Source organism: uncultured Nostoc sp. (assembly GCF_964247315.1).
Lineage (GTDB): Bacteria > Cyanobacteriota > Cyanobacteriia > Cyanobacteriales > Nostocaceae > Nostoc.
Map to the genome: position 1 here is coordinate 1 of NZ_CAXTTT010000063.1, position 24,611 is coordinate 24,611.

Genomic DNA, 24,611 nt, shown 5'->3' on the forward strand with positions numbered 1-24,611 from the left:
ATTTTACCAGTTTTAACCTCCGCTTTTTTCTGAGTTTGTGAGAAATTCGGGTTATAGTAGGTTCACCCATCGCTAATCGCAACCGAGCAGAAATCGAAGGGTTAATTGGATTTTTTATCAATACATTGGTACTGAGAACCAACTTCGCAGGAAATCCCAAGTTTGAACAGCTACTCAAACAAGTGCGGGAAGTTGCATTAGGAGCTTATGCTCATCAAGATTTGCCTTTTGAGTTGTTAGTTGAGCAACTGCAAGTCGAGCGTTATTTAAGCCATACACCGCTATTTCAAGTGATGTTTGTACTTCAGAATGCACCAATGTCTGCTTTAGAATTGCCGGGTTTAACTTTAAGTTCTGTAGAAAGTGAGAGTGCTACTGCCCAGTTTGATTTAACCCTACAAATCACAGAAACAAAGTCGGGGTTAGATGGAACTATAGAATACAATACTGACTTATTTGAGGCGAGTACTATTCAAAGAATGGCTGGACATTTCCAGACTTTACTTGAAGCAATTGTAGATAATCCACAACAGCGTCTGTCACAATTGCCATTGTTAACGGAAGTTGAGCAGCAATTACTCAAACAGTGGAATTATACAGAAGTTGAGTATCCTACTACTACCAAAGAGCAATGTATTCATCAGTTGTTCGAGGCGCAGGTAGAACGCACGCCTGATGCTGTAGCTGTAGTGTTTGAAGATCAACAGCTGACTTATTGGGAACTAAATAATAGAGCCAATCAATTAGCACACTATTTGCGTTCGCTGGGAGTAAAACCAGAAGTGTTGGTAGGGATTTGTGTAGAACGCTCCTTAGAGATGGTTATTGGGCTATTAGGCATTCTCAAAGCTGGTGGTGCATATCTGCCTCTTGACCCCAATTATCCCAAACAACGCTTGGCTTATATGTTGCAGGATGCTCAACTATCAGTTTTGTTGACTCAGCAGCCACTACTTGAGCAAATCCCCGAACATCAGTCTCAAGTTGTTTGTCTGGATACAGACTGGACATTTATTAACCAAGAAAGTCAGGAAAACCCTGTTAATCAAACTACAACTGAAAATTTAGCTTACCTGATTTACACATCTGGTTCTACTGGCACACCCAAGGGCGTGATGATTCAACATTGCTCATTGGTAAACTATACTGTAGCTGCTTGTTTAGAATATGAGATCAAAGCAAGGGATCGCATCTTACAATTTGCTTCAATCAGTTTTGATGCTGCTGCCGAAGAAATATTTCCCTGTCTCGTGCAAGGCGCAACTCTGGTGTTGCGTACTGAAGAGATGTTGAGTTCTATACTAACGTTTCTGCAACAATCCCTAGAACTGGGACTGACTATACTTGATTTACCTACCGCTTTTTGGCATCAACTAACAGCAGCTAATTTGGTATTACCCAAAACACTGCGATTGGTAATCATTGGGGGCGAAAGAGCTTTACCAGAGCTTCTACAAACTTGGCGGCAGCAAGTAAATTCACAACAAGTGCGCCTTATTAATAGTTATGGTCCTACAGAAACGACTATCGTCGCAACTATCTGCGACTTATCGCAAGCAATAGCTGACCGTAAGTTACCAATTGGAAAAGCAATTCCAAATATTCAAACTTATATACTTGACTCTTATTTACAACCCGTTCCAGTAGGTGTTCCAGGAGAACTCTACATCGGAGGTTTGGGTGTGGCACGGGGCTACCTTAATCGGCCGGAACTGACGGCACAGAAATTTATACCAAATCCCTTCCGGGGGAGCAGGGGGGATAGAGAAGACCAATCCTCTAATTCCAAATGTCTCTATCAAACTGGGGATTTAGCACGTTATCTACCTGATGGGAATATCGAGTATTTAGGACGCATCGACAACCAAGTTAAAATCCGGGGTTTCCGTATTGAACTGCAAGAGATTGAAGCTGTATTGAGTCAACATCCCCAAATTAGGGAAACTGTTGTTGTTGCTCATGAGAATGTTCACGGTGACAGGAGGCTTGTAGCTTATGTAGTTGGGGAGCAACAACTTACACTGTCTGTCAGTGAACTACGCCACTTCCTGAAAGAGAAGTTGCCTGAATACATGATACCTGCGGTATTCTTGCAGCTTGCAGCACTGCCACTGACACCTAATGGGAAAGTGGATCGCAATGCGCTACCTGCACCTGACACTGTACGTCCAGAACTAGAAAAAGCTTTCATCGCACCTCAGACAACTGTTGAAAAACAATTGGCTGTTATCTGGACACAGGTACTAGGTTTAGAAAAAGTAGGTATAAACGACAACTTTTTTGAATTAGGAGGGGATTCTATCCTCAGTCTTCAAATAATATCCAAAGCAAACCTTGCGGGGCTGCACCTAACTCCTAAGCAATTATTTCAACACCAAACCATAGCTAAACTGGCAGATGTCGCTGGCACAACTCAGAAAATTTCAGCAGAACAAAACCTAATCACTGGTTCACTAGAGTTAACACCTATTGAGCACTGGTTTTTTGAACAAGAGCAACCAGAACCACACCACTGGAATCAAGCGGTAATGCTAGAAGTCAAACAGCGCATCAACCCTGTAGCTTTAGAAAAGGTAGTAGAAAATTTACAAAAGCATCATGATGCGCTGCGTTCGCGATTTATAAAAGAAGAATTTGGTTTTCAGGCAGTAATAGTCAGTCCCGATAATCGAGTGCCCTTAACCTATTTAGATTTGTCAGAATTATCGAAAGAAAAACAAGTAGCACAGATGGAAGCAATGTCGGCTCAGCTACAAGCCAGCTTGAACTTGACACAAGGACCATTATTTAGAGTTGCTATTTTTGACCTCGGTGCAAATCAACCAAGTCGCTTGCTTTGGGTGATTCATCACTTAGTTGTTGATGGAGTTTCTTGGCGAATTTTAATAGAAGATTTTCAAACAGCTTACCAGCAACTTTGTCAAAACAAAGCACTACAACTGCCACCAAAAACAACTTCTCTCCAGCAGTGGTCTAGTTATCTACAAGAGTATGCACAATCGTCTGCATTGCGTTCGGAGCTAGAATACTGGTTGACAATAGAGCAGCAACCTGTTAAGCCTATACCCATAGATTTTAGCTATGGGAACAATCTAGAAGAATCAGCTTGTACTTTGACTGTATCGCTAACTCAAGAAGAAACTCAAGTTTTATTGCAACAAGTGCCAGCAGTGTATCACACGCAAATTAATGATGTATTATTAACTGCACTTGTGCAAACATTTAGCCAATGGACAGGAGAAACTTCATTACTAATTAACTTAGAAGGGCATGGTCGAGAAGAACTATTCGAGGATATAGATTTATCGAGGACTGTGGGTTGGTTCACAACTATCTTCCCGGTACATCTAAGTCTTGACAGTGCTTTCGACTCGCCAGGAAAAGCCCTCAAATCAATTAAAGAGCAGCTTAGGGCGATTCCAAATCGAGGTATTGGTTATGGAGTGTTGCGCTATCTCAATGGAGATATGGAAATTAGCCAACGATTCAGTGGTTTGCCAAAAGCGGAAGTGGTTTTTAATTATCTAGGACAGTTTGACCAAGTTTTACCGGAATCATCTTTATTTGGCTTTGCTACCGAATCGACCGGTCCTAACCATAGTTTGCAAAATAAATTAACTTGCTTGCTGGAAGTTAACGGCGGTATTTCTCAAGGACACCTGCAAGTAAACTGGACTTATAGTAATCAGTTACATCGGCAATCCACGATTGAAACTCTTGCTCAAAGCTTTATTGAGGAATTGCGAGTGCTGATTACTCATTGCCAATCTTCTGATGCAGGAAGTTTTACACCCTCCGATTTCGCTGAGTTTCAGCAAAGCCAATGGGAGCAATCCGATCTTGATGCCATTACATCTGTCATCGGAAATATTTGACCTGATCATTTTTCTTTCGCTTTTAAAAAGGATTTAAATATGAAATTTAATGAACAAGAAATATCACCAAAACAGATTTTTATTGAAGCAAAAAGAAAATCTCAACATGAATTCTAAGTAGCGTTCTTGATGCCATTACAGCAGCTACAGGAGATATTTGATATGACGGTAAAAAACAAAAATATTGAAAATTTTTATCCCCTCTCGCCGATGCAGCAGGGCATTCTCTACCATAGTCTTGCAGCCCCCAAATCTGGCAACTATTTTGAACAATATAGCTGGACTCTCTACGGAAAACTCAACATTACAGCGTTCCATAGCGCATGGCAACATATTGTAGAGCGCCATTCAATTCTGCGAACCTGCTTTGTTTGGGAAGGCTTAAAAGAACCAGTACAAGTTGTGCATCGACAGGTAACTCTACCGTGGCAGGAGTATAATTGGCAGCATCTGTCTCCAGATGAACAACAACAAAAGTTAGAGGTTTTCTTGGAAAGCGATCGCTCTAGTGGTTTTGAACTGACGCAACCACCATTGATGCGCTTCACACTGGTTCAACTTTCAGATACATACTATAACTTTACCTGGAGTCATCATCATCTGTTAGTAGATGGGTGGTCTGTTGCCCTAATCTTTAAGGAAGTTCTTGCTTGTTACAAAGCTTTCAGCAAAGGTGAAGACGTATATCTAGAACCTATTCGCTCTTATCGGGATTACATTGTCTGGCTTCAACAACAAAACCTATCTGTGGCTGAGACTTTCTGGCGAGAGACACTCAAAGATTTTACGACTCCAACATGGCTGTGGGCAGATCGAGGAGCTAGAAAATCACTGACTCCAGAAGATGACTATACCGAACAGAAAATTCAACTTTCAGCAGTCACAACCGCAGCATTGCAATCCGTAGCACAGCAGCATCAACTGACGCTAAATACTCTGCTACAAGGAGCTTGGGCTTTGCTGTTAAGCTGCTACAGTGGTCAAGAAGATGTAGTTTTCGGGGCAGTAGCTTCTGGTCGTCCCCCAACCTTAGCTAAAGCCGAGTCGATGGTAGGACTGTTTATTAATACACTACCAGTTAGAGTCAAAGTCTCGCCCAAAGAATTTCTTTTACCTTGGCTGCAAAAAATTCAAACTCAATTAGTTGAAGCCCGTCAATACGAATATAGTCCCTTAGTAAAAGTCCAGGGATGGAGTGAAGTTCCTAAAGGTTTCGCTCTGTTCGATAATATATTAGTTTTTGAGAATTATCCTGTAGATCCTTCCGTGCAAGAGCCGGATATAGATTTTGAGATAGAGAGTTTTTATAGCTTTGCAAGAACTAACTATCCTGTGACTCTAACTGTGAATCCAGGTGAGGAGTTACTGTTCAAGATTACTTACGATGATAGCGATCGCTTCGATATCATCACCCGAATGCTAAGACATTTGCAGACTTTGCTAGAGGGTATGGTTACTAATCCACAGCAGCGGCTTTGTGAATTGTCGCTCTTAACAGAAATTGAACGACATCAGTTATTGCTGGAGTGGAATAATACAGAAGTTGATTATCCTCAACAGCAATGCATTCATAAGTTATTTGAAGCACAAGTAGAACGTACACCCGATGCAGTAGCAGTGGTGTTTGAAGATGAACAGCTAACTTATTGGGAACTGAACGCTAGAGCAAATCAATTGGCGTATTACTTGCGTTCATTGGGAGTAAAACCAGAGGTATTGGTAGGGATTTGTGTAGAGCGATCGCTCTCTATGGTCATCGGACTATTAGCCATCTTCAAATCAGGCGGTGCATACGTACCATTAGACTCAACATATCCACCAGAACGTTTAGCCTTCATATTGCAAGATGCTGCTGTATCAGTACTACTAACACAGCAGCACCTGATAGAGAATTTACCACAACATGAGACTAGGGTTGTTTGTCTAGATACAGATTGGGAAAGCGTAGCTCAACAAACCTCACACAATCTAATTAATGATTGTACAACTGACAACCTAGCTTATATCATCTACACCTCTGGTTCAACAGGTCAACCCAAAGGTGTCTTAGTCAATCACAGCAATGTTGTTCGTTTGTTAGCAGCAACTGAATCTTGGTATAACTTTAATCAACAGGATGTCTTTTCACTATTCCACTCTATAGCTTTTGATTTTTCTGTTTGGGAAATCTGGGGGGCATTGCTGTATGGTGGAAAATTAGTAGTAGTACCGTATTGGCTGAGTCGTTCACCTGAAGAGTTTTATCAATTGTTGTTAACACAGCAAGTGACTGTACTTAACCAGACACCTTCTGCTTTCCGTCAACTGATACAGGTAGAGGAATCGCTGGACAATATTAACAACTTAAGCCTGCGAAAAGTTATTTTCGGTGGAGAAGCGTTGCAAATTGAGAGTTTAGGACGTTGGTTTGAGCGTCATGGCGACCAGTCACCACAGTTAATCAATATGTATGGGATTACGGAAACAACTGTGCATGTGACATATCGTCCGCTAAAAATGGCAGACTTAGAAGTAGCATCAGCTAGTTTAATTGGTCGTCCAATTGGTGACTTACAAGTTTACTTACTAGATAGATATGGGCAGCCAGTACCCATCGGAATACCAGGTGAAATGTACATTGGTGGTGCTGGCGTGGTCAGAGGTTATTTAAACCGACCAGAACTAACACCTGTTAGATTTATTCCTAATCCCTTTAGTGATAAAGCAAATGCGCGTCTTTATAAATCCGGTGATTTAGCCCGATATTTACCGAATGGAGACATTGAATATTTAGGTCGTATTGACCACCAAGTCAAGGTACGTGGTTTCAGGATTGAACTGGGAGAAATAGAGGCAGTAATTAGCCAATACCCAGCAGTACGAGAAACTGTAGTTATAGTCAGCGATGATTCAGAAAATTCTAAACGAATAGTCACCTATGTAGTTCCTCAAAAAGAACAAACACTGGCAGTTCCTGAATTACGCGGCTTTCTGGAGTCAAAGTTGCCAAGTTACATGGTGCCAGCAGCTTTTGTAATTCTAGAGGCACTACCACTAACATCGAACGGAAAGATTGACCGCAGAGCATTACCGGCTCCTGACAATGCGCGACCTGAATTAGAAGAAGTTTTTGTCGCACCTCGCACAAAAGAAGAAAAAACACTAGCTCAAATCTGGGCTGAGGTTCTCGGTCTTGAACAGGTCGGTATCCACGACAACTTCTTTTCATTAGGTGGAGATTCCATCCGTAGCATTCGAGTACAGTCCCTAGCTAAAGAAAAAGGTTTAAGCTTTTCAATCCAGCAGGTGTTCCAATATCAAACTATTTATCAGCTGTTAGAGGCAATAAAAACGGTAGAATCGGAGATTATAAAAACGGAAGAAACTCAACCATTCAGTCTCATATCTCAAGAAGACAAACAGAGGTTACCCGGTGATATAGAAGATGCCTATCCTCTTTCTATCCTCCAAATGGGAATGGTTTTCCATAGCAAGTATAGTCCTGAGGGAACAACATATCATGATGTTTTTAGCTACCACCTCCAAGCTCTTCTCGACATTCAGGTTTTGCAAACAGCTATAGAACTTTTGGTAAATCGTCATGCTGTACTGCGTACTTCGTTCCAGCTAACCGACTTTAGTGAGCCATTGCAACTGGTTCATCAAAACATTGATATTCTATTGCAAGTAGAGGATTGGCACCATCTCTCAACTTCCGAATTGGAGGATGCCCTAAATGCCTGGCTGGATGACGAAAAAAGACGACAGTTTGATTGGAGTATACCTCCCTTGCTCCGCTTTTTTGTTCATCGCTGCACTGAGGAGACATTTTATTTGACTGTGAGCTTCCACCATGCAATTCTGGATGGGTGGAGTGTAGCTTCAATGTTGACTGAGTTGTTTGGGCACTATTTCTCCCTCTTGGGTGAAAAGACTGATTTTCTCGAACCACCACTTTTAAGCCTGTTTCGGGACTTTATAGCTTTGGAACGACAGATGATCGTCTCTGAGGAGTCTCAGCACTATTGGATGGAAAAATTGCATGATAGAACTATAACTATGTTGCCTCGTTGGCATTTTTCCCCTCTGGAGGCTAAAGTCGGGCAAGTTGGTGTACAAGAAGTGCCAATATCTGCTGAAACTTCTCAAGGGTTGCAACAGTTAGCTAAGTCTACAGGAATTCCATTCAAAAGTGTTCTGCTTGCAGCACATCTACGGGTGTTAAGCCTGCTGTGCGGACAGTCAGACGTACTCACGGGTATGGTTACCAATGGACGCCCGGAACATAAGGATGGAGAGCGAGTCCTTGGACTTTTCCTCAATACCGTGCCATTTCGTCTCAAATTGTCTGGAGGCACTTGGGTAAACTTGGTGAAAGAGGTGTTTGAGGTAGAGCGGGAATTGCTGCTACATCGTCGATATCCACTGGCGGCAATACAGAGGAGCTTGGGTGGTCAGCCTCTGTTCGAGACTATATTTAATTTCACTCATTTTCATATTTACCAGGCAGCGCTAGTAGATAAAAATTTACAATCGCTAGGAGGAAAGTTTTATGAAGAAACAAACTTTCCTCTAATGGTTAACTTCAGCCAAGACCCAACCTCTTTTCTGGTAAAATTATCACTTAATTACAAAGTTTCTGAGTTTAGCTTAGAGCAAATCAAGAGCATTAGTGGATATTATGCTAGAACTCTCCAAGCAATAGCGAGCACCCCCCAAGAACACTACGAGTTGCAAGAACTTCTTTGTGTACAAGAACGACATCAGTTGCTGATAGAGTGGAATAATACCCAGACTAATTATCCAATTGATCAGTACATCCACCAACTGTTTGAGGCTCAAGTAGAACGCACACCTGATGCAGTAGCAGTCGTATTTGAAGATGAACAGTTGACCTACTGTGAACTCAACACCAGAGCAAATCAACTAGCGCATTACTTGCATTCATTGGGAGTAAAACCAGAAGTATTGGTGGGGATTTGTGTAGAGCGATCCTTAAATATGGTCATCGGGTTATTAGCCATCCTCAAAGCAGGTGGTGCTTATGTACCACTAGATCCTAGCTATCCCAAAGAACGCTTGGCTTATATGTTGGAAGACTCTCGACCAGGCGTATTGTTAACACAACAAAACTTAGTAGAAAATTTACCCACTGATCAAGCTCAAGTAATTTGCATCGATAGCGACTGGCAATTAATCGCTGATGAAAACACAGAAAATCCTGGGTACAACATTACAGTCGAAAGCCTTGCTTACGTCATTTACACCTCCGGTTCTACAGGAAGACCAAAAGGTGCAATGAACACTCATCAGGGAATCTGCAATCGCTTATTGTGGATGCAAGATACCTACCAGTTAACAGCAGCAGACAGTGTTTTACAGAAAACGCCCTTCAGTTTCGATGTATCAGTCTGGGAATTTTTCTGGACGTTGATGACGGGTGCGCGCTTAGTAGTAGCTCAACCAGAAGGTCATAGAGATCCCAACTATATAGTTAATTTAATTCTAAAGCAGCAGATTACGACCTTACATTTTGTCCCATCAATGCTGCAAGTATTCCTAGAAGCAGAAGGATTAGAAAAATGCCAGTCTTTGGTAAGAGTCATAGCCAGTGGTGAAGCGTTACAAGTCCAACTACAACAGAGCTTCTTTAATCGACTTGATACTCAATTGTATAATCTTTACGGTCCTACTGAAGCTGCTGTAGATGTCACTTTTTGGCAGTGTCAAGATAGTTTTACCAACCAGAAAACAGTTCCTATTGGGCGACCAATAGCAAATATCCAAATTTATCTACTTGATAAGTATCTCAATCCTGTTGCTTTTGGTGTAGCAGGTGAAGTTTATATTGGTGGCGTGGGAGTAGGTAGAGGTTACTTAAACCGTCCTGATTTGACCGCAGAAAAATTTATCCCCAATCCCTTTAGCAACGAAGCAGCAGCCCGTCTGTACAAAACAGGAGACTTAGCACACTATCTAGCGAATGGAGACATTGAATACTTAGGTCGCATTGATAACCAAGTTAAGATACGTGGTTTCCGCATTGAGTTGGAAGAAATTGAGGCAGTAATCAGTCAATACCCAGCAGTACGAGAAACTGTAGTTACAGTTCATTGTTCAGAAGCAGATTCTCAACAAATAGTGGCTTATGTAGTTCCTCAAAAAGAAGAAACACTCGCAATTTCTGAACTACGCGGTTTCTTGGAGTCAAAGTTGCCAAACTACATGGTGCCAGCAACTTTTGTCATCCTTGAAGCACTACCACTAACACCTAATGGTAAGGTTGACAGAAAAGCCCTACCAACACCAAATGGAGAAATTACCCGAGAACATGAATACGTAGCACCACGTACAGCCATAGAACAAACCTTAACCAATATTTGGCAAGAACTGCTTTTCAAAGAAAAAGTCAGCATCCACGACAACTTCTTTGAAATAGGTGGTGATTCCATCCTTAGCATTCAAGTAGTTTCTCGTGCCAAAAACTCAGGAATACAAATCACTACCAGACAAATATTCCAAAATCAAACTATCGCCGAACTAGCCAGAGTTGCCAATACAACAATTAGTGTAAGTGCTCAACAAGTTATAGTTACTGGAGTTGCACCACTAACACCAATTCAACATTGGTTTTTTGCACAAAATCGACAAGAGTCACATCATTTTAACCAATCAGTTTTATTACATCTACCCAAGGATATAAAACCTGAATTGCTTGAAAAAGCTGTAGAGAAATTATTAGAGCATCACGATGCTCTGCGTTTACGATTTAGATCGCAAGCATCTGAGTACAAACAAATAAACTATGACAAAGAGAATAATGTACCATTTTCCGTAGTAGATTTATCATCAACTCCCAGACTCTCACAACCACAAGCCTTATCAAAAATTGCCACAGAATTTCAAGCCAGTTTAAACCTGTCAACAGGACCGATAATGCAAGTGGTGATGTTTTACTTGGCTAGCGAAAGGGATGCACGTTTATTAATTATTATTCATCACCTAGCAGTCGATGGTGTAAGTTGGCGAATTTTATTATCAGACCTAGAAACAATTTATCAACAACTCATCGTTCAACAACCGATACAACTAAATGCTAAAACAACAGCATTTATTGATTGGGCAGAAAAATTAAACAACTATGCACAATCAGAAATTATCAAACAAGAGTTAGACTATTGGTTAAACCAACCTTGGTCTAAAATAACACCACTACCATTAGATTATGCTCACGCTCAACAAGAAAATACAGTTGATAGTGCTGCTTCTGTGTCAGTGAAATTAAGTGTAGAAGAAACCCAAACTTTCTTGGGGACAGTAAACGAAGCTTATAACACACAAATTAACGATATGTTACTAAGTGCATTAATACTTTCATTGGCACAATGGGCGGGAAATTCAACGGTAGTAATTGACTTAGAGGGACATGGCAGAGAAGAATTATTTGAAGATGTAGACTTATCGCGGACGGTGGGTTGGTTTACCACTTTGTTTCCAGTATTATTGCAACTACCGGACTTAAATCAACCATCATCGGTTATTAAGTCAATTAAAGAACAATTACGAGCGATTCCCAGTCGTGGTATTGGCTATGGTATTTTGCGTTACTTATGTAAAGATATTAGTGTTAATCAACAACTACAGACAATTGCTACTCCAAAAATTAGTTTTAACTATCTGGGACAATTTGACCAAGTAAAATCCCAAAATGGTTGGAAGTTTGCATCTGAATCCACTGGAGCTAACCAGAGTTCAAAGCAAACTCGTGACCATCTATTGGATATTAATGCTCTGGTGATAGAAGGTGAATTACAAATTAATTGGACTTACAGTAGTAATGTTCATACTCAAGCTACAGTGGAGAATTTGGCACAGAACTATATTCAAACAATTAGGTCAATAATAAAACATTGTCAATCACAAGATGCTTTTGGATATACACCTTCGGATTTTCCCGATGCACAATTGAATCAATTAGAACTTGAGGAGTTATTAGAAATTTTGCATGAATAGTATAAAGCTGAAAAAATACAGTTAAAAAAAGAAAGAGCGATGAGCAACTTACAAATAAAAACTTCGAGCAAAACTAAAAATATTGAATCAATTTATCCACTTTCTTCGATGCAACAAGGAGTACTGTTCCACAGTCTTTATGCTCCTGAAAGTGGAGTGTATTTTGGTCAGATCGTCTTAAGTTTAAAAGGTAATATTTCTACTACTGCTTTTGAATCTGCTTGGCAAAAAATTGTAGATAGACATTCAATTTTACGTACATTATTTGTTTGGCAAAATCGCCCAACTCCATTACAAATAGTACTCAAGCAGGTTAAATTCCCTTGGAATAATCTTGATTGGCGAGGATTATCTTCAACAGAGCAACAACAGCAATTATCAGAGTTAGTGCTAAAACAAAGAGAGCAAGGGTTTCAATTCAATCAAGCACCCTTGATGGGATGTACGTTAATTAAACTAAATGAAGATACTTACCAGTTTATCTTGAATTTTCATCAAATCCTCATGGATGGATGGAGTTTACCAATTATTTTTAAAGAAGTTTTAAGTTTCTATGAGGCTGACGTGAGAGGTGAAACTTGTTATTTGCAAACACCACGTCCCTACCGTGATTATATTGCTTGGCTGAATTCTCAAGATAAGGAAGTTGCCATTGAGTTTTGGCGACAAACTTTGCAAGGTTTTAGCGCCCCCACTCCCCTAATAGTAGATAAGTTTCAGTATCAAAATCAGCAGCAAGACTCTTACCATCACAAGGAACTTGAATTACGTTTGTCTGCTCAGGTGAGCCGAAAGTTACAAGATATAGTACAACAACATCATGTGACTTTATCGACTATGGTACAAGCTGCTTGGGCATTACTATTAAGTCGTTATAGTGGTGAAAAAGATGTAGTATTTGGTGTGACTGTTTCAGGTCGTCCTGGTAGTTTTTCTGGGGTGGAAAATATGGTGGGATTGTTTACCAACACCTTACCATTACGTCTGCAAATCCTCCCCCAGCAGCAACTAATACCTTGGCTGAGACAAATACAACAGTTAATGTTGGAATTACAGGATTACTCTTACACTGCCCTTGTTGACATTCAAGCCAAGAGCGAACTCCCTGGGAGAAGACTTTTGTTTGAGAGTATTGTGGTGTTTGAGAATTATCCAGTTGATAGTTCTTTGTTAGATGAAGGTAGTTCGCTACAGCTAGGTGAGATAGAGGCTTTTGACCGCAATAACTATCCACTGACTGTAGCTGTAACGCCTAGTAATGAGTTGTTCGTTAAGATTATTTACGATGCTGTTCGTTTTGAAGAAGATACGATTGGGCGGCTGTTAGGGAATCTGCAAACTATTTTCTCAGCGAGCGCGGAAAATCCCCAACAAGCTGTGGGTGAATTACCCTTGCTGAGTAAATCAGAAATTCATCTGTTGAGGGAGTGGAATGACACGCAGATTGAGTATCCCAATGATCGGTGCTTCCATCAATTATTTGAAGCCCAAGTGGAGCGATCGTCTGATGCTGTTGCAGTTGTCTTCAAGGATGAACAACTAACTTACCGAGAACTCAACCAACGCGCCAATCAATTATCACACCATCTACAAAAACTGGGCGTGAAACCAGAGGTATTAGTTGGGATTTGTGTAGAGCGATCGCTCTCTATGATCATCGGAGTATTAGCCATTCTCAAAGCGGGTGGCGCTTATCTCCCCCTAGACCCAACTTACCCGTCAGAGCGCCTTGCCTTCATGCTGTCAGATTCACAAGTACCCATACTTCTGACAACACAGAAATTAGTCACAGAACTACCCCAACATACCGCCAAAGCCGTCTGTCTAGATACCGATTGGGCAACTATTGCACAGGAGAGCGAGCAGAACCTCAATAGTGGTGCTATCGTCGAAAACTTGGCTTACCTCATCTATACCTCTGGGTCTACAGGGACACCGAAAGGAGTTTTGGTTACTCATCAAGGATTGGGCAACCTAACGAAAGACAAAATTCGGACGTGTAAAGTTCAACCTGACAGCCGCATTCTCCAATTCTTCTCCTTGAGCTTTGATGCCTCCATTCCAGAATTAGTTATGGCTCTGGGTTCTGGTGCAGCCCTGCATCTGGGAACACCGGAAGATTTGCTTCCTGGCTCCGCCTTGATGCAGATTTTACGCGGACAAGCCATTACCCATATTACGCTCCCCCCCTCAGCGCTAGCGGTTCTGCCCACTGCCGAATTACCTGCCTTGCAAATGGTTTTAGTGGGAGGAGAAGCCCCTTCTCCAGAACTGATCGCGCAATGGTCAAAAGGGCGACTGTTCATCAATGCCTACGGGCCGACCGAAACAACAGTCAACGCGAGTATGGTAGAATGCAGCAACGGTGGTCAATCTTTACCTACCGTGCGTCCCGCCGCCAACAAACAGCTTTACATCCTAGACCAACATCTTCAACCTGTTCCCATCGGTGTGCCAGGAGAACTGCACATTAGTGGAGTCGGTCTGGCGCGGGGCTACCTCAACCATCCAGAAAAAACTGCCGAGACATTCATCCCTAATCCTTTTAGTGATGAACCAGGAAGCCGTCTCTATAAAACTGGGGATTTAGCTTGCTACCTGAGTGACGGTCATATTAAGCTTTTTGGTCGCCTTGACCATCAGGTTAAAATTCGCGGCTTTCGGATTGAACCGGGAGAGATTGAAGCACTGTTAACCCAACACCCAGGAGTGCGAGAAAGCATAGTCATCGTCTGTGAAGATCAACCAGGAGATAAACGGCTCGTCGCTTATATCGTCCCCGATCCGGAAAATAACCCGACAATTGGCGATTTACGCCGCTTTATTGCAGAAAAATTACCCAATTACATGATACCTGCGGCGTTCATAACGCTCGATGCCCTACCACTCAATCCTAACGGCAAAGTAGACCGTTTTGCTCTGCCTATACCAGATACGGCTCGACCAGAATTAGAATCAGCGTTTGTCGCTCCTCGCACCCCTACAGAGCAAATTTTGGCTGACATTTTTGCCAAAGTGCTGGAGGTTGAGCAGGTGGGTGTTCATGACAATTTCTTTGAGTTGGGAGGACATTCGTTGCTGGCAACTCAACTGGTTGCTCAGTTGCTCAAAACGTTTGAGGTAGAGGTGACGGTTGTTGACCTATTTGAAGCGCCTACCGTAACAGGTTTAGCTGAACGCATCGAGAAAATGCAGACTTTGGAGAAGCTTTCGTCTCTTCCTTTGGAGATGATTGAGGAAAGAGAGGAAATTGAAATATGAGGAGGTAGAGTTGTGTTTTTAAACGCAGAGTAAGCGCAAAGGGAGGCTGAGTTTTGATTCGCTACGAATTTATGAAATTTTGTACAGTACATCTTAATTACGAATTACGAATTACGAATTATGCCTTATCTCAAACCCAACGTTATCGTAGAGCCATTATTTAATCAATGGTATGCCTGGTCATACCTCATCTTCCCAGCAACAGCGGCTCGGTATATTACTGAATCGCATCTCAAAATTATGCAGTCGTTTGTTGATGCTCCACAGGTTCATCAGTCAGCACTGAAAAATCCAGCTATGATGGGCGCTCCCTTTATCAACTATGAGGTTGACCGAGTTCATCAAATAAAAGCTTTGTTAGAAAAAACGAAAGAAGAAGAAGTACATCTGGTGCAACTCAGTCAAGCGATCGCACAGCTAGACACGATGCTAACTGAAGAAGCCAAGGGATATTCCTTAGAACCTCTTTATCAAAACGTTCCTGAAGCCTTAAAAGGATATATAGAATTAGTTTATGACTCAAACAACCATCCTTCTATTCGCTTTATTGAAGGACTTCTCTATAAAAGTCAATACTATAATCCTGCATCCCAAACTGTTGCTTTATATTTAGGTCACGAGGATGAACGTTCCTTTGTCCTCAGTACGCCTCGTTTAAAAGATGAGCGTTATTTACATTTAAATTTTCCCTTCAACGACTCCAGACTCGATCGCCTCTTTCAAATGAGGGATATTCCTCAACCCTATACTCAAATCAAAAATCTGTTGGGGATAGCTGAGGAAAATGAGGCATTATTTTCATCGTTCTTCACCGAAGAACCTCCTCAGAAAGAGCCAAAGTATAGCGGTGATTCAGTCAGAATTCGTTACTTCGGTCATGCTTGTGTCTTAATTGAAACTAAAGACATCAATATTTTATTAGACCCATTAATCAGCTATCAGCACCAAGAGGGCATCCCCCGCTACACCTATGCCGATTTACCGGAAACGATTGACTACGCGCTGATTACCCACAATCATCAAGACCACTGTATGTTTGAAACATTGTTGCAGTTGCGACATAAAATCAAGCATTTAGTGGTGCCGAAGAGTAACAGTGGGGTTTTACTCGATCCTTCTATGAAATTAATCTTAAAAACAATTGGCTTTGCCAATGTTATAGAAATTGACAGCCTGGAAGCGATAGACATTAATGAAGGACAGATTGTTGCCTTACCTTTTTTAGGCGAACATGGGGATTTAAACATTAGCGCCAAAGCCGCTTATCTGATTCAATTAAAAGGACAATCTATTCTTTGTTTAGCAGATTCTAATAATATTGAGCCTAAACTTTATGAAAAAATTCAAAAAGTATTTGGAGATATTGATGTAATTTTTATCGGGATGGAATGCGATGGAGCGCCCTTTAGCTGGGCCTATGGCTCCTTACTCACAAAATCAATACCCAGAAAGATGGGTGCAACTCGGAGATTAGATGGTTCAAATGCTGACAGAGCATTTGAACTTGTCAGTCAATTTAATCCGCAACAGGTTTATGTTTATGCAATGGGACAAGAACCTTGGCTGAGCTATATCACATCAATTCAATATACTGAAGAATCTCGTCCTATTATTGAGTCAAATAAGTTAGTAGAAGCGTGTATAAATCGCAATATTTTTAGCGAACGGCTATTAGGTAAAAAAGAAATTTTATTAGAAAAAAATCCCAAACAAGTACCCGATGTAAAATTCCCTACAAATTATAACGAACGCTTAAACGAAAAGAAAGTTACTCAAACCATTGATGAGTTTTTAGCTAAACTTAGCCGTCTTAATATCAAGCTTTGGGTGGATGGGGAGCGCCTGCGCTGTAATGCTCCTAAAGGAGCGCTGACACCAACTTTAAAAACTCAACTTTCCGATCGCAAAGCAGAAATTCTGGAGTTTCTGAGCAATAAGTCTAATGGCAGCGAAACGTTAGCGTTACTCAATGCTGACGCTGTTTTAGACTCTTCCATTCACCCTAAATTACTCACCCAGCCGACTGTTGAACCCAGTTGTATATTATTAACCGGAGCGACAGGTTTTGTCGGAGCCTTTTTACTTTACGAACTCCTGCAACAAACATCAACCGATGTTTATTGCCTAATTCGTGCCAACAGTACTGAATTAGCTCAGAACAAGCTGCAAAACTGCCTTGAATCCTATCTACTTTGGGAGGAAAGTTTTAGTAGCAGGATTATTCCAGTTATTGGAGATTTATCACAACCACTTTTGGGACTTTCTGAGTCACAATTTCACGAGCTTGCTGATACAATTGATGTTATCTATCATAATGGGGCGTGGGTTCATCACGCTTCTCCTTACTCGTTACTCAAAGCCACCAATGTCCTGGGAACTCAAGAAGTATTGAGATTGGCGTGCCAAACGAAAGTGAAGCCAGTTCATTTGATTTCTGCTACCAGCGTGTTCTCAGGAGTTGGTGATTCTAGAGTAAGAGTAGTTCGAGAACAGGATAATATTGATAATGGTCAAGTCCCATTCGGGGGCTACAGCCAGAGTAAATGGGTAGCAGAAAAATTAGTCAGCGCTGCACGCGATCGCGGACTTCCGGTTTGTATTTATAGACTCGGACGCATATCAGGACACAGCCTAACGGGTGTCTTTAATGTCAATGACTTTTTGTATAGATTGATTATCGGTTGCGTCCAACTCGGCAGTATTCCCGATGTTGAGTTGATACAGGATATTATTCCTGTAGATTATGCAAGCAAAGCTATTATTCATCTATCGAAACAGCAAAACTCTTGGGGTAAAACCTTTCACTTGACTCATCCTCAACCAGTTTCCACAAACCTGTTTTTCGAGAAGTTGCGATCGCTTGGCTATCCGATTCAACAAATCCCTTACGAACAATGGCACACTCAACTGTTAAACATTGCACAAAATTCTCCAGAACACGCTTTATATCCTCTAGTTTCTCTGCTTCCTGGTAGAAACAATAATTCCCAAGCACCAACCTCTGATTCAGCAGTTTTAAAATTTGACTTTCAAAATACACTCGATGGTTTAAAAAATACATCCATTACTTGTCCTACTATCGACGATCAATTGCTAAATATTTACTTCTCATACCTCATTAAAAACGATTTTTTAGTAGCACCACCCATTAAAGATAGCGCTCAAAAAAGTCACGATGAGTACATTTTCTCAAATTTGACGCCAACGCAGAGTTAAGTAGAACGGCGTCAAAAATATAAGCTATGTCATTGTAACTTCAACGAAGTGGAATGTAGACATAATACAAAATCTTGAAAAAAGTGGTTAAGAACCAAAATTTGCCCAAATTATAATTTTCATCTGAGAAAACACCATGAACAAAACTGACATATCTCCAGAAAGTCGCTATACAGATTACGACCCTTGGGCTTGGTTATACAATAAATCAGAAGCGAATTCAGCCTGTAAAGGGTTGCTGCCAAACATAGAAAAATTACTTTTGCCACACCTTTCTAAAGGAGCAAAAATTTTCGATCTCTGCTGCGGTACAGGGCAATTATCGCAAGAGTTAATCGCTAAAGGTTATGAAATTGTGGGACTAGATGGCTCGGAAAAAATGTTGCACTATGCTCGCCAAAATGCACCAACTGCTGAATTTATTTTAGGTGATGCTCGTGATTTTAAACTCACTTATACATTTGAAGCTACTATTTGTACTGATTCTGCCCTCAACCACATTATGAGTCTTGAAGAACTCAAAAGCGTTTTTAGTAATGTATATATGGTCTTGAAAGAGAACGGTATATTTTTATTTGATATAGGCTTAGAAAAGCGATATGCCAACATCTTTGTTAATGATGGTGAAATAGAAGAAAATTATGCTTGGACTGTGGGCGAAACTTACAATCCACAAGGAAAAGTCGGTACATTTACAATTACAATATTCCAGCCAAATGACGATGAATTAGACAAAAAACCAAACTCAATTAACTTATTGATAAAACATTTAAAACGCATAGTTTACAATAAATTTTTGCGTCATACTAAACCATCAACTTTATTGCAACTTGTAGAAAAAGACTGGCAAACCTCAGAGATTACTTTTTTAGTTAAGCCTTATTCCAAAACAGAAATACAATCCCTTTTGGAAGAAGTAGGGTTTACATCAGTTAGTATTTATAACTCCAATAGTGAATTAGCAGATACTGAAAATAATAAGAATGCCTATTTTGTAGGACGTAAACCTTCTGCTTCTCTCAGTTTATCAAAATCAGACTAAAAAATGTACGTAAATAACACTCTAAAAACATGATAACTAATAAACAAACTTCACCTCTTTCTACAGAGACAAAAGCAGATTTACAACAGAAACATTTACAAGCATTAATCGAACGCTACACCAAACGGACAAAAAAGTCAAAACAAATGACCCAAGCTTACCGTTCGGTTCTAGCAGACCCCAGAGTTCCAGAATGGTTCGATGCTTCCGTTAAAGAGATGTGTTATTTAATCATCAGTCAACAAGCTCAAGGATCTCGAGTTTGGGATATTGATGGAAATGAATATATCGATATCATCATGGGGTTCGGCAGCAATCTTTTAGGGCATAATCCACCATTCGTGAAAGAAGCAATTCAGGAGCAACTTGAAAAAGGATTTTCACTAGGCCCACAATCAGAATACGCTGGTGAAGTTGCGGAGTTAATTAGCGAACTGACAGGGATGGAAAGAGTAGCTTTTAGCAATACTGGCACGGAAGCTGTAATGACAGCAATTCGGTTGGCTCGCTCCCATACAAAGCGCAATAAAATTGCTTTATTTACTAATTCCTATCACGGTCATTCCGATGGTGTTTTAGTCGGATCTGTCGGTCTCAAGTTGCCTAAAATACTTGAAAAGCTAGGTGGTAATATCCTAACTTCTCGTATTAATTCCCTAGCCTTTCCAGGATCTCGTGGCATTCCTTACTCAGTTACCAAAAATGTTTTAATGCTAGAGTATGGCAACCCCGAATCCCTCAACATTATTAAAGCTAATCAGGGAAAATTAGCAGCGGTTGTAGTAGAACCCATCCAGACGAGTAAACCCAATCTACAGCCGAAAGAGTTTCTACATCAACTCAGGCAATTAACTCAAAAATCAGGAATTGCCCTGATTTTTGATGAAATGGTAACAGGTTTCCGTCTTCATCAAGGAGGAGCTCAAGCTTGGTTTGGTGTTGAAGCAGATATTGCTGCTTATGGTAAGGTTGTCGGTGGAGGAATGCCGATTGGAATTATTGCCGGAAAAAGAGCCTACTTGGATCGTATTGATGGGGGTATGTGGAATTATGGAGATGCTTCTTCTCCTGATGTAGAAAAAACCTTTTTCGCAGGCACTCACTGCAAGCACCCTCTAGCGATCGCAGCGAGTCGAGCAGCACTTAAGTATTTAAAAAATCAGGGACCCACTCTTCAAGAGCAATTGAACCAAAGAACATCTCAGTTTGTAGAAAGATTAAATATTTACTTTCAAGCCAATAAACTACCAATTCAGATGGCGAATTTTGGCTCTTTCTTTGGTCCTGTCTTTACTGAACATGCTGTCTCCTCAAAAAGTTTTCTTATGGGTTTCGAGCTATTACGTTATCACCTTTTTGATAAAGGTATTTTGCTTAGGGGAGAAGGAGGAGGTTTCTTATCTACTGCTCATACCGATGAAGATATTAACTCGATCTTTAAAGCTATGAAAGACAGCATTACTGAACTACAGGAGGCTGGCTTTTTTAACATCCCGTAACTTAAGCAAACTTCTTTATTTTGAGGCATATTCACTACTATATATAAGGGATTTAGTTAGGTCAACAGGGCTATTGATAAATTATTTCTCAACTAAACCCCACTTTATAAATGACCCATAATTCTCTTCCCTCTCAACTTTATCTACTCGTTCCTTGGAATTTACCAGTTGAGCAGCAACTTAGCGAATCAGACCAAGTAAAAATACGTCAATTACTCAAAAAATTGTTGCAAGCTTTAGATGAACTGTCCCATCGAAAAGCCCTTGCCATTATTGATCAAGAATTAGCCAATCTTGATGTCAGCAATATATCTCCTGCCTCAATATCTTCTACTGAAACGTCACTAGAACCTTGGGAAGTTGAAGACTTTAACCGTTGTTTTAAAGCAACTTACGTCACAACAAAGGAATCAAGCGTCTGTATTGTTTGGGGACTGCTAATCGTTTATAAAACTTTGCTCATACTTGATGAAGATGGTAAAAAATTTGACCGTGATCGAGTCAAGGATCTAAAAGAAGGACTTAAAAGCTATGTTTATCTGTTAGGAAGAGTTTTCAGTTTATCTTTGGAGGAAATCTAATGACTAAAATAGAGACTCAAGTCAAGCTAAAGCAACTTTGGGAGTGATTCCACTGGTTATTTTTTGTGGATGTCCAAGGGCTGATTATCTGTTTGCGACGCTTTGAGATCGAACTTGCAGCAGGTAATCTTTCCCAAGCTGAAGTGGAATTAGGAACGGCAACTAAGTTAATGTTAGCGTCTGGAGCAGCAATGGAACTTGCTGGCAGCTTCAGTAGAAAGGAGTATGAGAATCAAATTATTCCAACTATGAAGCCTCCTCAAGTTGAATCGGAAAACTTTAGCGGATTAATGTCTTGGGATCATGCCTTGCTAATTAAAATTTTGAAAAGACTTAGTCCAGTTTTTCAGGCTCTACCTGTTGAACTCCATACTCAACACAGCCAGTTTGTAAATGCTTATGTTACATTATCGAGTGCTCATACAGCAGTTTGCACTCGATTTGGCGGTGATGAAAAAGGAAGTTTACGTTGTAACAAAAGTACGGCAGTGAGTAAGTTAAAGATATTCGCTCAAAATCGCCTAAAGCTTATTGATCCAAATCATAAAGTCACTGATGGGTGATATAGGTATCCTATTTGAGTTGTGAAAGTTGTTGTGTTAATTGTTCTTAGTTATTAGTCCATAGTCATTTGTCCTTTTTCAAGAATAATTTAGGATTACCATAATTCCATCAAAATCGATTATTAGAAAATGGCACTTGCTGAGAGAGTTGTTTATATACCAGATTTTAACCTATCACAAAGTTATTAACTTTAGCCTAACTAGCGGATAATTAAATAACTGAAATTAATATTTATTAAAAATTGATATGAAAAAATTATTGACATTAAGAAAATTCTCATTAATTTATTTCATTGTTATGGTCGTTATCATAGCTGGGTCAGTAATTACAACCTCCATATATCGAAGTTATCCTTATACCTATACACCTCCGGCTATCAACTCACCTGTACCAGCACCCGTTTATCCTCCGCTCATTTCATCGCCTAACCTCTCTGTTCGTAAGAATGTTGTTGACCTCACATCCAAGGAAAAAGCCGCTTTTGTCAAAGCAGTTCATGCCCTAAAAAACACAATTCCACAAGGGAGTAAGCTCAGTATTTATGACCAATTAGTTTTAGAACACGTTTTCACGATGGGTTTTAGTTTATCTAGCGGAGCTAAAGGTTCAGCTAAAGTCAACCCAGCCCATGGTAAGCCTGCATTTCTGCCTTGGCATCGTCAATTTTTGCGGGTATTTGAACAAGCTTTACAAGCAATTGATCCCAGTGTAACTGTTCCTTACTGGGATTGGACAGACCCCAAAGCACTTGAGATTGTTCTTGAAGACGACTTTCTAGGATCGCGAGGACAAGGAGTGACTATTGAAATTCCAGGTGCGGGAACATTCCAGGGAGGTGTAGTCTCCTCCGGTCCATTTGCTGAGTGGACATTGAATGAGAAAATTCATTTCGATCCGATTACTGGAAAGTCATTAGGTCCGAAACTCAAGCGATTTATTAAATTACCACCTTGTGATAAATACCCCATACCTAAAGCGAAAGTAGAACAACTCTTCAGGTTCGATAATTATGAAATTTTTAACGCTCTTTTAGAAGGAGCATTAAAGTTGGATGATAAAAAAAATTGGGTTGAAGGATGGGAACTTCACGCTTGTATCCATACACTTATTGGTGGTAGTCTTGTTGACAAGCTCGAACCAAACCGTGTACCCCAGCAAACTCAAATTTTAGGGACAATGGACAGCGTTCCCAGTTCTCCCTACGATCCAATATTCTGGTTAAATCATGCTAACGTAGACCGCCTTTGGGCTGAATGGCAAGATCGAGGACACACCAGTAGCCGTTTTTATCCATCTAAAGGTATGCCATTTGGACACAACTTGCACGACCCAATGTGGCCTTGGGATAAGGGTTTGTCCATACCAGGAAATGTTGGCTCTGAAGATATAACTTCTTTAGTGTCAAGTATCCAATCTAATGTAGTGGTCACGCCTATGGACGTTCTAGATTTCAGGAAACTGGGTTATACCTACGATACAACTCGTCTGGTTCCAAAAACCTAAAACGACTTAAGTTATAGTTAATTTTTTTTAGTTGATCTGCAAATATGCAAATAAAACAGACTCATAAAACTCACCTTATAGATTGCCGTTTTTGCTCTTTGGTTTCTAAAGCTAACGGAGAAGACCCAATTGGTACAGCAGGTACTTGCGACCATTGGCTGATTATGGAAATTCCACAACCTTGGCCGGAAGAAGTCTTTGAGGAAAATCCAACTATCAAATCATTGATAGGTTTATTCCAAGAGTTAGTTTTTCAGCATGGGATTAATTTAAAACCGATACTAATTGCTCCCGATCGCGAGTATTCTTATGCTGGTTTTACTCGTGTATTATACTACTATCGCCCTGCAAGGCTATTTTCTCAATTTGAGAAACAGGAATTTATTGTTCCAGAAAACAAAGCTGCTGCTCTAGTGACGGCAATATTCAAGCAGTTAATGGAACAACCCAATGATTTATCAGAATTTCAGCAATATCAACAACAAACAAGTCACATTCGCGAACTCATGGTTTGCACCCATACTCAAGTAGACCTCGCCTGTGGCAGATTTGGGACTCCTATATATCGACAATTACGGAAAAAATATGCTCCTGCTTCCAACGGAAAGTTAAGAGTCTGGCAAACAACTCATTTTGGCGGTCATCAGTTTGCTCCTACCCTAATTGATTTACCTCAAGGATTATTGTGGGGACATCTAGAGCCAGATGTATTGGATTTACTGGTACAGCGAAATGCTTCAGTCTCTGGCTTGCGTCAATACTACCGAGGATGGACTGGTTTAAGTAAATTTGAGCAAATTGCCGAGGGCGAAATTTGGATAAAGTCTGGCTGGAGTTGGTTAGATTACTTGAAAGCAGGTAAAGTGCTAGCTATAGAAGAAGTAGCTGAAGGGCAGAATGCAAATTGGGCAGAAGTTCGGATTGATTTTGCTGTAACTGATGGTAATACAACAGGTGCGTATGAAGCCAGAATTGAAGTTTGTAGTGAGGTTATGAGTGCATACAACTCAGCGAAAGAAATGGAATTAGAAGCAGTAAAGCAGTATCGTGTTAGCCGTTTTGTTAAGGTTGAGTAATT

General features: G+C 40.5%; 9 protein-coding genes and 1 pseudogene. All 10 read left to right on the top strand.

The window, feature by feature from the left end; translation table 11 throughout:
- Positions 1 to 50: 50 nt before the first annotated feature.
- Positions 51 to 3,875, top strand: a pseudogene (locus tag ACFE93_RS19095) (amino acid adenylation domain-containing protein); the annotation flags it as partial.
- Between the two features lie 162 nt (positions 3,876 to 4,037).
- Positions 4,038 to 11,867, top strand: coding sequence for an amino acid adenylation domain-containing protein (locus ACFE93_RS19100; protein ID WP_375475181.1), 7,830 nt, complete (start codon positions 4,038 to 4,040; stop codon positions 11,865 to 11,867).
- Between the two features lie 39 nt (positions 11,868 to 11,906).
- Entirely contained in the window at positions 11,907 to 15,128 is a 3,222-nt protein-coding gene (locus ACFE93_RS19105; RefSeq protein WP_375475183.1) for an amino acid adenylation domain-containing protein, read from the top strand.
- Between the two features lie 120 nt (positions 15,129 to 15,248).
- Positions 15,249 to 18,344, top strand: coding sequence for a thioester reductase domain-containing protein (locus tag ACFE93_RS19110; protein ID WP_375475185.1), 3,096 nt, complete (start codon positions 15,249 to 15,251; stop codon positions 18,342 to 18,344).
- A 136-nt stretch (positions 18,345 to 18,480) separates the two neighbouring features.
- Entirely contained in the window at positions 18,481 to 19,386 is a 906-nt protein-coding gene (locus tag ACFE93_RS19115) for a class I SAM-dependent DNA methyltransferase (protein ID WP_375475187.1), read from the top strand.
- A gap of 29 nt (positions 19,387 to 19,415) precedes the next feature.
- Positions 19,416 to 20,885, top strand: a complete 1,470-nt coding sequence (locus ACFE93_RS19120; RefSeq protein WP_375475189.1) for an aspartate aminotransferase family protein — start codon at positions 19,416 to 19,418, stop codon at positions 20,883 to 20,885.
- Positions 20,886 to 20,995: 110 nt separating this feature from the next.
- Entirely contained in the window at positions 20,996 to 21,466 is a 471-nt protein-coding gene (locus ACFE93_RS19125; protein ID WP_375475191.1) for a hypothetical protein, read from the top strand.
- 65 nt (positions 21,467 to 21,531) lie between these two features.
- A complete protein-coding gene (locus ACFE93_RS19130) occupies positions 21,532 to 22,029 on the top strand; it encodes a siderophore biosynthesis protein (RefSeq protein ID WP_375475193.1) in 498 nt (165 codons plus the stop codon).
- Between the two features lie 298 nt (positions 22,030 to 22,327).
- Positions 22,328 to 23,533: a tyrosinase family protein gene (locus tag ACFE93_RS19135; protein ID WP_375475195.1), complete on the top strand. Its 1,206-nt coding sequence runs from the start codon at positions 22,328 to 22,330 to the stop codon at positions 23,531 to 23,533.
- 44 nt (positions 23,534 to 23,577) lie between these two features.
- Positions 23,578 to 24,609, top strand: coding sequence for a sucrase ferredoxin (locus ACFE93_RS19140; RefSeq protein ID WP_375475197.1), 1,032 nt, complete (start codon positions 23,578 to 23,580; stop codon positions 24,607 to 24,609).
- Positions 24,610 to 24,611: the final 2 nt, after the last annotated feature.